Source organism: Bradyrhizobium sp. OAE829, assembly GCF_040546575.1.
Lineage (GTDB): Bacteria > Pseudomonadota > Alphaproteobacteria > Rhizobiales > Xanthobacteraceae > Bradyrhizobium.
On the sequence record NZ_JBEPOE010000001.1, the window covers coordinates 301,868 to 314,142 of the forward strand.

A 12,275-nucleotide genomic window follows, 5' to 3' on the forward strand; every position below is an offset into this window, starting at 1 on the left:
GCTAAATTCCTTCAAACAATACGGTCGACAGATAACGTTCGGAGAATGACGGCACAATGGCGAGGATGGTCTTGCCGGCGGCCTCCGGACGCTTGCCGATCTCAAGTGCGGCGGCGATCGCCGCGCCCGAGGAGATGCCGCCCGGAATGCCTTCGTTGCGTGCCAGCGCACGCGACATCTCGATCGCGGTCGCCGAGTTGATCTTGACGATCTCGTCGATCACGGAACGATCCAGAATGTCCGGAATGAAGCCGGCGCCGATGCCCTGGATCTTGTGCGGCGTGTGCTGTCCGCCCGACAGCACCGGGCTTTCCTCGGGCTCGACGGCGATCACCCGCAGCGAAGGCTTGCGCGGCTTCAGCACCTGGCCGACGCCGGTGATAGTGCCGCCGGTGCCGACGCCAGCGACAAAGAAATCGATATTGCCGCCGGTGTCGTTCCAGATTTCCTCCGCGGTGGTGCGGCGGTGAATTTCGGGATTGGCGAGGTTCTTGAACTGTTGTGGCATCACGGCGTTCGGTGTCGTGCGCACCAGCTCTTCGGCGGTCGCGATCGAGCCCTTCATGCCCTGCGCCGCCGGCGTCAGCACGATCTCGGCGCCGAGGAAGGCCAGCATCTTGCGCCGCTCGATCGACATCGATTCCGGCATCACCAGTTTCAACCGGTAGCCTCGCGAGGCCGCAACGAAGGCCAGCGCAATGCCGGTATTGCCCGAGGTCGGCTCAATCAGCACGGTGTCGGCGTTGATCACGCCGGCCTTCTCCATCGCGATCACCATCGCCGCGCCGATGCGGTCTTTGACGCTTGCCGCCGGGTTGAAATATTCGAGTTTAGCTAAAATGGTAGCGCTGACACCGTGGGCTTGCGGCAGTTTGCGCAAGCGGACGATCGGCGTGTCGCCGACGGCATCGACGATGCTGTCGAATACCCTGCCCCGTCCGGGACGGTGCACTGCACCCGTGGCTGACGATGCCTCCATCACAACGCTCCTATGGTGATAATATGCCCGGAATTCAGGGCTCTCTTACTTAGGAGGTGGCCGAGCTGATGCGCAAGTCCGAAACGTCAGAGTCAAAATTCGCTGCATCGCAAAATCGAAAGTTCGCCGATAACGTTGTTCCAACGCATTTGTGTTGCGACAACGTCAAATAAATCGGTTTATACTTTCGTCGTGAGTTGAGCTTCCGCTTCAGATCGCCAGGAGGTCACGATGCCAGCAGTTGCTGAAGTCCTGTCCGTCGCGTCTAGGCCCGACCCGCGTGGCTGCGATTTACCGACCTGCCCGGTGTGTGCCGACTCCATGGTGGCCGCGGAAGCTTCCGCCTACATGTATGACAACGTCATTGGTTATCTCTGGACCTGCGATACCTGCGGTTACGGCTTCGTGACCAAGCATTCGATCCGGAGGTTCGCCTGTAACTGAGGTCTTCACCTCTCAGCTTCACCTCGCAGCAATGTCACCGCGCGCCCATCCGGCGCGCGTTTGTTTTTGGAACGCCTCAAAGCTGCCGTTGCCGATCGCGTCCCGCATGCCCTGCATCAGGCTCTGATAGTACGCGATATTGATTTCCGACAGCAGCATAGCGCCCAGCGTCTCGCCTGACCGCACCAGATGATGCAGGTAGGCGCGCGAGTATTCGCGCGTCGCCGGCCACGTGCTCTCCTCGTCCAGTGGCCTTGGATCGTCGGCATGGCGGGCATTGCGCAGATTGATCTGGCCGAAGCGCGTAAATGCCATGCCGTGCCGGCCGTTACGGGTCGGCATCACGCAGTCGAACATGTCGATGCCGCGCGCCACCGCCTCCAGCAGATCCTCGGGCGTGCCGACGCCCATCAGATAGCGCGGACGATCCTGCGGCAGCCGGGGCGCGGTCTCCTCGATCATGGCAAGCATCACCGCCTGGGGTTCGCCGACCGCAAGGCCGCCGATCGCGTAGCCGTGGAACCCGATCTCGACCAGCCCGCGCGCACTGGCGTGTCGCAGCTCGGGCACGTCGCCACCCTGCACGATGCCGAACAGCATGTAGCCGGAAGGCGCACTCTCGAAAGCGCGCTTTGAGCGCTCGGCCCAGCGCAACGAAAGCTGCATCGCGCGTTCGATGTCGGCGCGTTCAGCCGGCAGCCGCACGCATTCGTCCATCTGCATGGCGATGTCGGAGCCGAGCAGCCGCTGCACCTCGATCGATCGTTCCGGCGACAGTTCGACTTTGGCGCCGTCGATATGCGAGCGAAAGGTCACGGCGTGCTCGGTCACCTTGCGCAGCTCTGAAAGCGACATCACCTGGAAGCCGCCGGAATCGGTCAGCATCGGCCCCTGCCAGCCGGTGAACTTCTGCAAGCCACCAAGGGCTGCGATCCGCTCGGCCCCCGGCCGCAGCATCAGATGGTAGGTATTGCCGAGCACGATATCGGCGCCGGCATCGCGCACCTCGCGCCAGTGCATGCCCTTCATCGCACCCGCGGTGCCGACCGGCATGAAGGCCGGCGTCCGCACCACGCCGTGGGCGGTGGAGAGCCGGCCGAGCCGGGCCTGGCCATCGGTAGTGAGCAGCTCGAAATGATTGGGAACGTCCATGGGTGAGCTTATGGCGTAACCAATGCGCCCTGTTCAACAGGCCATTCGGCCCCGTTTGGGCCGATTTTCGTTCCAAGAGCCGTTGACGGCAGCCAAACTCTCCCGCATAAGTCCGCCCCATGAACGCGACCACCAAACGCACCGCGAAAACCAAAGCACCCTTGGGGGGCTCGGGAGCCGTGCGCGCGTAACCTGACGATCGCATCATCTGAACCGAAGCCCCGCCTGAAAAGGACCGGGGCTTTTTTATTGCCTGCAGCTTACTCAAACCAAGGGAAGACGAACGTGAGCAACGATCCAGTAGTGGCCATTGTCGGCGTGACCGGCGCCGTCGGGGCCGAATTCATCGCCACCATGGACAAGCGCAATTTCCGCGTCGGCAAGCTGAAGGCGCTGGCGAGCGCGCGCTCGGCCGGCCAGACCGTCAACTTCCGCGGCGAGCAGGTGGTGATCGAAGAGCTCACCCCGCACTCCTTCCACGGCGTCGACATCGCCCTGTTCTCGGCCGGCGGCAGCATTTCGAAGAAGTATGCGCCGATCGCGGTGAAGTCGGGCGCGGTCGTGGTCGACAACTCGTCGGCCTTCCGGATGGACCCGGATGTGCCGCTGGTCATTCCCGAGATCAACGCGGGCCGCATCCGCGACCACAAGGGCATCATCGCCAACCCGAACTGCTCGGCGATCACGGCGCTGGTGCCGCTGTGGCCGATCCACAGCCAAAACCGCATCAAGCGCATGATCATCTCGACCTATCAGGCCGCCAGCGGCGCCGGTGCGGCGGCGATGGAGGAACTGAAGGAATCGACCCGCGCCAGCCTCGAGGGGCGGCCGTTTACGCCGAAGGTGATCCCGCTCCCCTACGCCTTCAACGTGTTCAGCCACAACACCGCGATCGATCCCGCGACCGGCTACAACGACGAAGAGACCAAGGTCATCAAGGAGACCCGGAAGATTTTCGAGGACGAGAAGATCGCGATCGGCGTCACCTGCGTGCGGGTGCCGGTGCTGCGCGCGCATTGCGAGGCCATCACTTTCGAATGCGAACGCCCGATCTCGGAAGACGAGGTGCGAGCAATCCTGTCGAAGGCGCCGGGTGTCAGAATCGTCGATGATCGGGCGAAGAATTACTTCCCGATGCCGATCGACGCGTCAGGCCAGGACGACGTGCTGGTCGGCCGCATCCGCAAGGATCTCAGTGATCCCACAGGCCATTCGATCGCGATGTTCGTCTCGGCGGACCAGCTGTTGAAGGGCGCCGCGCTGAACGCGGTCCAGATTGCGGAGCTGCTGCCGCAGCGCGCGATGGCGTGAGGTGAACGCGTGGGGTAGGTTAGACGTCGCTGACCGACCCCACGCTTCGCGCATCATTTTAATGCGGCGAAGCATGCTCGCTTTTTTGCGCGAGGAGATCGCTGATGATACGGCTTTACTACTATCCCGGATTCATCAGCCTCGTTCCGCATATAGTGCTGGAAGAAATCGGGGCTCCGTACCAGCTCATCTTCGTCAATCTGAGCGGCGGCGCGCACAAGGGACCGGATCATCTCCGACTGAATCCAAACGGTTTGATCCCGGTGCTCGTGCAGGATGACCTGGTCTTGTACGAATCCGCAGCCATCTGCCTGTATTTGGTCGATACCCATCCGGGTTGTGAGCTGGCTCCGGCCATAGGGACTGGCGAACGCGCACACTTTTACAAGTGGCTGTTGTGGTCCTCGAGTACGCTACAGCCAGCATTGTCGATGTATCTGCATCCCCATAAATGGGCCAACGATCCAACCATGTTTCCCGAGTTGCGAGCGTGTGCTGAACAGAAGGTGTATGGCTTGTTCGATATGCTCGACGGTGCGCTCGAAGCTCACGGTGGCCCGTGGCTGTTGGGTGATGCCTACTCGGCAGTTGACGCTTGTGCACTGACCCTGTGTCGATGGTCACGTGGAATGCCGCGCCCGGGAGCAAGCTGGCCCCATGTCGGGCCGTACTTGAATCGCATTCTGGCCAGACCGGCGGTTCAACGCGCGCTGCAACAGGAGCATTTGCAAGAACCCTGGCTTTGACCGATCGCATGCCGTCGAGCTGGCGCGCCTTTCGTTGCGTCGTCGGAAATGAGAAATTCCTGACATCGATGAGGAGTGCGTCGCGCCTGCTGGCTTCACGGCGAATCGTTGGTAAAGTTCGCGATCGCTACCGAACTTGAAGGCTGACGATGCCGAAGCGAAGCTGGGCCTATCTCCTCGCGCTGGTCCTGATCTGCGCGATAGCCGGATCGTGGTACTATTATTACAAGAGCAAATGCCACGGCATGGATGAATGCGCCGCTCAAGCCGCCGAAGGTCGGGAGCGGGACAAGCCGAGCGAGCCGCGTTGATCGACCGATGAAGGACCGACAGGCCGCCGTTGCTGCGCGTTTCCTGCGCCCCTGGGCACGCGACAGCGCACATGTGTCGGTGGGTTCGCTGCGTTCTGGCCACCCTGCGCCCTGCGCGAATATGCCCATAAACCCAGCCTGCCTTTTGCTTTCAAATGCTCCCGCAGCGTAGTAGCGTTTGGGCTGGTCCCCCGGGCGACAGGACGTGTCACCGGGGGATAGTCGTCAAAGCGGGGCTGATTTGCTGTTTCCGACCGATCTCGCATCGTTTCTCGATCTCATCCGCCAGCACGGCGATGCGGCCTACAGCCTCATGTTTGCTTATGCGGCCTCGCACAGCCTGCTGCTAACGCTGTTCGCGGGCTACGCTGCGCATGCGGGCGCACTGAATTTCGGCACGCTGATCATGGTTTGCTGGCTCGGCACCTTCACCGGCGACGTGATCCGGTTCTGGATCGGGCGGCGTTATGGCACACGCTGGCTCGTATCGTTTCCGAGGCTGGAACGTGCCGTCCAGATCGCAGCCCGGCTGGCCGACCGTCACTATGCCTGGATGATCCTGTTCCATCGCTTTCCGCATGGCATTCGCGGCGTCGCGGGCTTTGCGTATGGGATATCGCAGCTGCCCTGGTCCACTTTCCTGGCGTTCAATTTCGTCGCGGCGGGCCTGTGGTCCTGCACGGTGGTCTCGGCCGGCTACGCTTTCGGTCAGGTCTCGGAGAAAATGATGAGCGATGCTTCCTCGGGCGTGGCCTTCGCGCTGCTGGTCGTGTTCCTCGGCCTGTCCTGGTTCTTGAGCAAGAAGCTCGAGCGCGCCGTCGAGCGAAGCTAAAGCGTTTTCCAGCGAAATGGATACCGGTTCGCATAGCAATCGAGGTTACGCAGATTGCGTAGACTTATCTGCGGTAGAAAACGCGTCAAAAGAACAACGAGAGTCGATCACTCACTCCCGCGCGCGAAACAACAGGCACGCATCGCCATAGGAATAGAACCGGTAGCCGCCGGCGATGGCGTGCGCATAGGCCTGCTTCATCGTCTCCAGTCCGCTGAACGCCGACACCAGCATGAACAGTGTCGAGCGCGGCAAATGGAAATTGGTCAGCAAAACATCGACCGCGCGAAAGCGATAGCCCGGCGTGATGAAGATCGCGGTCTCCGCGCCAAACGGCTGGATGGTGCCGTCCTCGGCGGCCGCGCTTTCGAGCAGCCGCAACGATGTGGTCCCGACCGCGACGATGCGGCCGCCTTTGGCGTGGGCCGCATTCAAGGCCGTCGCGGTCTCGGCCGAGATCGAACCCCATTCGGCATGCATCCGGTGTTCCGACGTTTCTTCCACCTTGACCGGAAGGAAGGTCCCTGCCCCGACATGCAGCGTTATCCGATGCAGTCCGACGCCGCGCTCGCGCAGCGCCGCCTCCAGCGCCGGCGTGAAATGCAGCCCTGCGGTGGGTGCCGCGACCGCCCCTTCATTGGCCGCGAACATGGTCTGGTAATCGGCGGCATCGCGATCGTCAGGCGTGCGCTTGGAAGCGATGTAGGGCGGCAATGGCGGCGTGCCGAGGTCGGCGATGGCCTGGTCGAGCGCTGGTCCATGAAACGAGAACGACAGCGTGATCTCGCCCTCCTCGCCCTTGGCCTCGACCTCGGCATCAAGATGGCCAAGCAGGCAGACCTTGCCTTCATTGCCGAAGCGCACCACGTCGCCCGGCGCCAGCTTCTTGGCCGGCTTGACCAGCGCCCGCCAGCGCGAGCCGTCGAGCCGCTTGATCAGTGTTGCCTCGATCTTCGGTTCGGTCTCGCGACCGATGCGGCGTCCCTTGAGCTGAGCCGAAATGACCTTGGTATCGTTAACGACAAGCTGGTCGCCTGGCTGCAGCCAGTCCGGCAGTTCGGCGACGCTGCGGTCCTGCAGCGCGCCATCCGGCTGCACGACGAGCATCTTCGCGGAATCGCGCGGGCTCGCGGGCCGCAGCGCGATGTTGGCGGGGGGCAGTTCGAAGTCGAAGAGATCGGTGCGCATGCTATTACCGTCATTGCCGGGCTTGACCCGGCAATCCATCACCTACGAAAAACTCTTCTGAAGATTGATGGATGCCCGGGTCATCTAGCGCGAAGACGCGCTTCGCGCTTCTGCCCGGGCATGACAATCGAAAATCAGCCCGCGTCTTCAGCCATATGCGCCTTGACGATCTTGTCCGGGTTCTGCACCGGCTCGCCGCGCTTGATCTTGTCGACGTTCTCCATGCCATCCGTGACCTTGCCCCAGACCGTGTACTGGCCGTTGAGGAAGGACGCGTCGTCGAAGCAGATGAAGAACTGGCTGTCGCCGGAATCCGGGCTCGCCGCGCGCGCCATCGAGGTGGTGCCGCGCACGTGCGGCTCCTTGTTGAATTCGGCCTTCAGTTTCTTGCCGGAACCGCCGGTGCCGGTGCCGTGCGGGCAACCGGTCTGCGCCATGAAGCCCTCGATCACGCGATGGAACACGATGCCGTCGTAAAACCCTTCGCGCACCAGTTCCTTGATGCGGGCGACATGGCCCGGCGCCAGATCCGGGCGCATCTCGATGGTGACGGGACCCTGCGTGGTCTCAAGGATCAAAGTATTTTCTGTGGCTGCCATGCTCTTCTCTCATCAGGTTTGGGTGGACGTTTGCGGGTTCGAAAAGGGATCGCCAGAGGCCGGCCGGCAACGGCACCGCCCAGTCCCTCGGTAAATGGCAACGGCGTACAGCGTTGCAATGTTTCCATCACCGCGATGCGGTATTTGAGCCGGTCGTTATCGCTGGCGTGTTCCGATTCATAGGTAATCTTGGGCTGGCCGAGAATGGCGCCCGCACGGTTGAAGCTGACGACCACGGTGATATCGATCGGGTTGGCTTGCGACAGCGGCGGCGGCTTCCAGCACGAATGCAGCCGCACAAAGATGTCCTTGAGCGTGTCGAGTTGCACCGGTTGTGCCGAGGCCTGCACCGTCGATACCAGGCACAACAGCAGCGCGGCAAGTCCGAGGAGCGGCTTGCTGCGCGACGCTGTCATCGCTCACTTGATGTCGGATGCGACTTGCACCTTCACCATCTTGTCAGGGTCGGTGACGCTGCCACCTTGCGATCCCGGCGGCGCCTTTTTCAGCTTGTCGACCACATCCATGCCGGACACGACCTCGCCGATCACGGTGTACTGGCCGTTCAGGCTCGAGCCTTCCGCGAACATGATGAAGAACTGCGAGTTCGCGGTATCGACGCTGTCGCCGCGCCGCGCCATGCCGACGATGCCGCGGGTGAACGGCACCTTGGAGAACTCCTGCTTCAGGTTCGGATATTTCGAGCCGCCGGTGCCGTTGAAGTTCTGGCCGTCGCCGGTCTGCGCCATGAAGCCGTCCATCACGCGATGGAACGGCACGTTGTTGTAATAGCCCTCGCGTGCGAGCTGCTTGATGCGCTCGGCATGCTGGGGCGCGAGGTCGGCCCGCAGCTTGATCACGATGCGGCCTTTCGTCGTGTCGATCACGACCGCATTGGCCTTGTCGAGATTGGCCGGCAGCGGCTGGGCGATCGCGGGAGCCGCGCAAATCAGCGCGGCGACAAAAGCGAGAATGCGGATCATGAAAACTCCGGGATCGAGTGAGTAAGGCGCGAGGCGCGCTAGCCGGCGAATTTGGCCTTGAGTTTGGCTGCGATCGAGGGCGGCACGAACGCGGAGAAGTCGCCGCCCATGCCCGCGATTTGGCGCACCAGTGTGGCGGTGATCGGGCGGACCGCGGGGGACGCCGGGACGAACACCGTATGCACCTCAGGCGCCATGGCCTGGTTCATGCCGGCAAGCTGCATCTCGTAGTCCAGATCGGTGCCGTCGCGCAGTCCCCGAATCATGATGGTGGCGCCGGCCGCCCGGGCCGCCGTGACCGTCAGATTGTCGTAGGTGGAGGCCTCAAACGCACAACCGGCGCTCTTCGCGATGGGCGCGCATACCTCCTTGAGCATCTCCAGGCGTTCATCGGTCGAAAACAGCGACTTTTTGCCGGGATGGACGGCAACGGCCACGATCAGGCGGTCGCACAGGGTCACAGCGTGCTGGACCACGTCCAGATGGCCGTTGGTGACGGGGTCAAAAGAGCCGGGATAGAGCGCGATACGGGGCATAGAACCCTCCTAACCCGCCCCGGGCGGCCCGGCAAGCGGGCCAGTCTCTTGTTTTGACGCGTTTTCTTCACGCGAACCGTTACCCACCCCGGATCGAGCCCGGCGCAGACTCCGCTCGAAAACGCTCCGGTTCCCCGCAAACCCGCCTTTTTATTTGGGATCGGCCAATGAACCACTTTTGGGGTCGGCGCGTCTGCTTAGGCGAGCCGGCAATGTTTCGTCCCACCTGGGCGACGAAACAAAACTCGGCCCGGACGAAACCATTTTTGGGCTTGGCGAAGACACCCGGAAACGCCGCCTAGGTACACATCCATCCAACGAAACGACGGGCCGAACGGCCCATGACAGGGGACCGTCATGATCAAGGCACTTACCGCAATCACCTTTGCCGCGCTGATCGCCACCGCATTGACCATTTTGCCCGGTTTTGCCCCCTCGGTTGAAGCCAGCGTGCCGCAGGCGCTTGCGAAGGGTGACCGCCTCGACATCCGCACCGTCGGCAAGGATTGCTCGCAGCAGGCTTGGCCGAATTTCGAGGCCTCCTGCCTTCGCGCCGCCGGTTCCAAGTCGTTGATCCGGGAAGCTCGCCTGGTTACCGCCGACCGCACCCCATAAGGCTCGTCGACCCCACCAATTTAGCCGTCAGATTGCTCTGATTTGAAGTCCTCGGGATGCCCCCCGAGGACTTCGGCATTTCAGGAAGCCGCATCCATTCTAGGGAAGGATCATTGCTGCGATCGACGCGCTCGGGCCCTGTCATCCCAGCGGCTCAGCATTTGAGCGAGATCGCCATGCGCCTGTTTGGCGGGAGCCTGGTTGGTATTCGCAGGCCGCGGCCGTCCCGCCTCTACGTAGTTCTTCCATCTGCGGGCGCTCTCGCGCCGTTTTCGGGACATGCGGTCACGCGTATAATATCCAGCGGCGTAAGCCACCCCGAGCAAAACCAGAATAGCAAGGACGTCCAGCATCTCATGTGCTCCGCGCGCAGGGCCTGAGGGGGCCGGACAGACAATCGGACATGATCAAGCAATCATCCAGATCATGAGCTTCCAGAACGACAGACCGAGCACGTACAACCACCCCGCCATCAAGGGAACGACGAGCGCAGCGTAAAGTGCGGCGACGAAGACGCTGCCGAGATCGGATCGGCCGGCAGTCTCTACACGACTTTGCTCGACGCCTGGATGACGCGGCTCTCTATCGATTGTGACGCTCGGGTATGCCGACATGATTGAGTTCCACAACTTGATCGCGACCGCCAGCCGGCGGTCGAGGTAGCGGCGACGTTTGGCAAAAGTTTGATGCGGTGGAACCAGCCTCTCGAATGCCGCAGCGTCACCAGGCGCTGCACAGGTTTTCGTGCGTGCCGGCCCCCACGCGACGAAAGTGTTCCCGGGTTGTGATTCACCCGTGCTACTCGCTTGGCAAAGAAGTTCGCCGGAATCGACGCCATGCCGGATAACGCACCAACGCCGCTGAAGCCCCGGCTGGCAATCTCGATCGACCAGGCGCAGGCGATCACAAGTCGCCTCGCTCCCCATTCTTCCGTCGTAGGCGTCACCGAACTGCGCGGCGGACAGATCAGCGCGATATTCGAGATCACGCTGGCAGATGCCTCTTCCTACATTCTCAAAGTCTATCCGGCGTCGATGGCATGGAAGATGGCGAAAGAGGTGTACGTGCTGGGCCTTCTGCTCGATCTCAGCACGCCTGTCCCCCGCATCCTCGTCGCCGACGAGACGCGGTCGGTCATCGACCTCAATTTCGTGCTGATGAACAAGCTCGACGGCCTGGTGCTGGGCTGGCACGAGGCGGAACTGCCGGATGCCGAGCTGTTTGCGATCTACGCCGGGATGGGCGCGAGCCTGCGCGAGATCAACGACATCACGCTCGACAGCTTCGGCTATATCGGCCCGAACGGCGTCTGGACGCCTCACGCCACCAATCGCAACTACATGTCCTCCCAGTTCGAGCGGAAGCTGATGGAGTTTGCCGAGCGCGGCGGCGATCCCGCGCTGGCCGAGCGGCTCAGGGTCAGCATTGCCGCGCGCCGGCATCTGCTCGACGGGGCCGTCGTCCCTCGCCTTTGTCATTACGATCTTCACGCCGGAAACGTCCTGGTGACGTCGAGCCGCGCACCGCTTCTGTCCGGCATCGTCGATTTCGAAAACGCGACAGCCGGCGATCCACTGATGGATATTGCCAAGGCGCTCTATTACTTCAAACCGCAGCAAAAGCCGCAGGACGCATTGAAGCGGTCGGGATTGCTTGCCGGATATGGCGTCATCGAGCGCCCGAACTGGCAGGACACAATCGACCTCTACCGGCTCTGCTGTACGCTGGAGCTATGGTGCTGGAAGGCGCAGTTCGGCATGCGCGAAGGGCTTGCCGAACTCACCCGGGAGTTGGAGAGCGTCGATTGGCGCTAGCCGTCCCGTAGCGTCGCGCATCGAAGAACGCCGCCTGCGTGACTATTGAGCGGAAGAACGTGCGTCACGCATTGGTCCGGTCGCACAACCTCCGGGCAGTGCATTCCGCTCCGCGAACCGCACAAGGCCGCCCCACATTGAAACAAAAATTGATCGAATAAGGCAAAATAGCGGGGATATTTCCCAAAAGCGTCTTGATTTCTCGCTCCGCTTTCGGCGGGGCGCGTTTTGTTTGATGGGTAAGAAGACATGACCGATCAACAATTGACTGTTCAAGCGATTAGCGAAGCACAACGCATACTGGAAGATTACCTTCGGCCGTGGCCGCAGAACAATGAAACTATCCTCGACAGCCTGGTGGAAGTTCTCGGCCGCCCCGATTTGGTGGTCGCTGTGAGCCGCCTGCAGCAACAAGTGCGCAAATGAGGAAACTCCCACCAATCGCCTTGGCCGTTTGGATTGCCACGCTCTTGCCAGTTGGGATGCCAAGCGCGCAGGCCAAACAACAATGCAGCGCCGCGACGCCTTCAAATACGCACGGGCGCTGGTGGTCGTATCGTCTGATCGATGGACGAAAGTGCTGGTACGAAGGCAAGCCCATGCTGTCGAAATCGTTGCTGGAATGGCCAAAGGAAGCATCCCCGCAACCCGTTTCCGCCGCAGCACTTGCAAACGCGGCTACAGCGAAGCTTGGCAATCCATTGGACTCGCAAGCCTGGGCACGGGAGGACTTTGATACTTTCGAAGCGCGATGGCGCGAAAGGG

Annotated in this window: 16 protein-coding genes; 8 read left to right on the forward strand and 8 right to left on the reverse strand. The window is 61.9% G+C overall.

What is annotated here, in order from left to right; genetic code table 11:
• Position 1: 1 nt before the first annotated feature.
• Complete coding sequence (cysK, locus tag ABIE49_RS01250) at positions 2 to 979, reverse strand: cysteine synthase A (protein ID WP_192736087.1); 978 nt, start codon at positions 977 to 979, stop codon at positions 2 to 4.
• A 231-nt stretch (positions 980 to 1,210) separates the two neighbouring features.
• Here cysK and ABIE49_RS01255 point away from each other — a divergent pair, with 231 nt between their 5' ends.
• Positions 1,211 to 1,423 carry a hypothetical protein gene (locus ABIE49_RS01255; protein WP_192736088.1) on the forward strand — a complete coding sequence of 71 codons (213 nt, stop codon included), beginning with the start codon at positions 1,211 to 1,213 and terminating at the stop codon, positions 1,421 to 1,423.
• 18 nt (positions 1,424 to 1,441) lie between these two features.
• Here ABIE49_RS01255 and tgt read toward each other — a convergent pair whose 3' ends face one another.
• Positions 1,442 to 2,575, reverse strand: coding sequence for a tRNA guanosine(34) transglycosylase Tgt (gene tgt / locus ABIE49_RS01260; protein WP_192736089.1), 1,134 nt, complete (start codon positions 2,573 to 2,575; stop codon positions 1,442 to 1,444).
• Positions 2,576 to 2,860: 285 nt separating this feature from the next.
• On the opposite strand from tgt, the gene ABIE49_RS01265 reads away from it, so the two are divergent.
• From ABIE49_RS01265 to ABIE49_RS01280, 4 genes are all read left to right on the forward strand, one after another.
• Positions 2,861 to 3,886, forward strand: a complete 1,026-nt coding sequence (locus tag ABIE49_RS01265) for an aspartate-semialdehyde dehydrogenase (RefSeq protein WP_192736090.1) — start codon at positions 2,861 to 2,863, stop codon at positions 3,884 to 3,886.
• A gap of 104 nt (positions 3,887 to 3,990) precedes the next feature.
• Positions 3,991 to 4,632 (forward strand): glutathione S-transferase family protein, encoded by a 642-nt coding sequence (locus ABIE49_RS01270; protein ID WP_192736091.1) that lies wholly within the window; start codon positions 3,991 to 3,993, stop codon positions 4,630 to 4,632.
• A 149-nt stretch (positions 4,633 to 4,781) separates the two neighbouring features.
• Entirely contained in the window at positions 4,782 to 4,943 is a 162-nt protein-coding gene (locus tag ABIE49_RS01275; protein WP_192736092.1) for a hypothetical protein, read from the forward strand.
• A 241-nt stretch (positions 4,944 to 5,184) separates the two neighbouring features.
• Positions 5,185 to 5,775, forward strand: a complete 591-nt coding sequence (locus tag ABIE49_RS01280; RefSeq protein ID WP_192736093.1) for a DedA family protein — start codon at positions 5,185 to 5,187, stop codon at positions 5,773 to 5,775.
• A 111-nt stretch (positions 5,776 to 5,886) separates the two neighbouring features.
• Here the strand turns inward: ABIE49_RS01280 and queA are convergent, their stop codons facing one another.
• From queA to coaD, 5 genes are all read right to left on the reverse strand, one after another.
• Positions 5,887 to 6,963, reverse strand: a complete 1,077-nt coding sequence (gene queA, locus ABIE49_RS01285; RefSeq protein WP_192736094.1) for a tRNA preQ1(34) S-adenosylmethionine ribosyltransferase-isomerase QueA — start codon at positions 6,961 to 6,963, stop codon at positions 5,887 to 5,889.
• Positions 6,964 to 7,097: 134 nt separating this feature from the next.
• Positions 7,098 to 7,562 carry a peptidylprolyl isomerase gene (locus ABIE49_RS01290; protein ID WP_192736095.1) on the reverse strand — a complete coding sequence of 155 codons (465 nt, stop codon included), beginning with the start codon at positions 7,560 to 7,562 and terminating at the stop codon, positions 7,098 to 7,100.
• A complete protein-coding gene (locus tag ABIE49_RS01295) occupies positions 7,538 to 7,978 on the reverse strand; it encodes a UCP034077 family protein (protein ID WP_192736096.1) in 441 nt (146 codons plus the stop codon). Before ABIE49_RS01295 ends, ABIE49_RS01290 begins: the two co-directional genes overlap by 25 nt.
• Positions 7,979 to 7,981: 3 nt before the next feature.
• Positions 7,982 to 8,545: a peptidylprolyl isomerase gene (locus tag ABIE49_RS01300; RefSeq protein WP_192736097.1), complete on the reverse strand. Its 564-nt coding sequence runs from the start codon at positions 8,543 to 8,545 to the stop codon at positions 7,982 to 7,984.
• A 38-nt stretch (positions 8,546 to 8,583) separates the two neighbouring features.
• Positions 8,584 to 9,081, reverse strand: a complete 498-nt coding sequence (gene coaD, locus ABIE49_RS01305; protein ID WP_192736098.1) for a pantetheine-phosphate adenylyltransferase — start codon at positions 9,079 to 9,081, stop codon at positions 8,584 to 8,586.
• Between the two features lie 357 nt (positions 9,082 to 9,438).
• Here coaD and ABIE49_RS01310 point away from each other — a divergent pair, with 357 nt between their 5' ends.
• Entirely contained in the window at positions 9,439 to 9,696 is a 258-nt protein-coding gene (locus ABIE49_RS01310) for a hypothetical protein (protein WP_192736099.1), read from the forward strand.
• A gap of 407 nt (positions 9,697 to 10,103) precedes the next feature.
• On the opposite strand, the gene ABIE49_RS01315 is transcribed toward ABIE49_RS01310, so the two are convergent.
• Complete coding sequence (locus tag ABIE49_RS01315) at positions 10,104 to 10,310, reverse strand: hypothetical protein (protein ID WP_192736100.1); 207 nt, start codon at positions 10,308 to 10,310, stop codon at positions 10,104 to 10,106.
• A 222-nt stretch (positions 10,311 to 10,532) separates the two neighbouring features.
• Here ABIE49_RS01315 and ABIE49_RS01320 point away from each other — a divergent pair, with 222 nt between their 5' ends.
• On the forward strand, positions 10,533 to 11,510 hold the full coding sequence (locus tag ABIE49_RS01320; protein WP_192736101.1) for a phosphotransferase family protein: 978 nt from the start codon (positions 10,533 to 10,535) through the stop codon (positions 11,508 to 11,510).
• 249 nt (positions 11,511 to 11,759) lie between these two features.
• Positions 11,760 to 11,936 carry a hypothetical protein gene (locus ABIE49_RS01325; protein WP_192736102.1) on the forward strand — a complete coding sequence of 59 codons (177 nt, stop codon included), beginning with the start codon at positions 11,760 to 11,762 and terminating at the stop codon, positions 11,934 to 11,936.
• The last annotated feature ends 339 nt before the right edge of the window (positions 11,937 to 12,275 follow it).

Coding starts and splice junctions, on each gene's coding strand:
- cysK (WP_192736087.1), bottom strand. CDS start 979: ATGGAGGCATCGTCAGCCACGGGTGCAGTGCACCGTCCCGGACGGGGC.
- ABIE49_RS01255 (WP_192736088.1), top strand. CDS start 1,211: ATGCCAGCAGTTGCTGAAGTCCTGTCCGTCGCGTCTAGGCCCGACCCG.
- tgt (WP_192736089.1), bottom strand. CDS start 2,575: ATGGACGTTCCCAATCATTTCGAGCTGCTCACTACCGATGGCCAGGCC.
- ABIE49_RS01270 (WP_192736091.1), top strand. CDS start 3,991: ATGATACGGCTTTACTACTATCCCGGATTCATCAGCCTCGTTCCGCAT.
- ABIE49_RS01275 (WP_192736092.1), top strand. CDS start 4,782: ATGCCGAAGCGAAGCTGGGCCTATCTCCTCGCGCTGGTCCTGATCTGC.
- queA (WP_192736094.1), bottom strand. CDS start 6,963: ATGCGCACCGATCTCTTCGACTTCGAACTGCCCCCCGCCAACATCGCG.
- ABIE49_RS01290 (WP_192736095.1), bottom strand. CDS start 7,562: ATGGCAGCCACAGAAAATACTTTGATCCTTGAGACCACGCAGGGTCCC.
- ABIE49_RS01295 (WP_192736096.1), bottom strand. CDS start 7,978: ATGACAGCGTCGCGCAGCAAGCCGCTCCTCGGACTTGCCGCGCTGCTG.
- ABIE49_RS01300 (WP_192736097.1), bottom strand. CDS start 8,545: ATGATCCGCATTCTCGCTTTTGTCGCCGCGCTGATTTGCGCGGCTCCC.
- coaD (WP_192736098.1), bottom strand. CDS start 9,081: ATGCCCCGTATCGCGCTCTATCCCGGCTCTTTTGACCCCGTCACCAAC.
- ABIE49_RS01310 (WP_192736099.1), top strand. CDS start 9,439: ATGATCAAGGCACTTACCGCAATCACCTTTGCCGCGCTGATCGCCACC.
- ABIE49_RS01315 (WP_192736100.1), bottom strand. CDS start 10,310: ATGTCGGCATACCCGAGCGTCACAATCGATAGAGAGCCGCGTCATCCA.
- ABIE49_RS01320 (WP_192736101.1), top strand. CDS start 10,533: ATGCCGGATAACGCACCAACGCCGCTGAAGCCCCGGCTGGCAATCTCG.
- ABIE49_RS01325 (WP_192736102.1), top strand. CDS start 11,760: ATGACCGATCAACAATTGACTGTTCAAGCGATTAGCGAAGCACAACGC.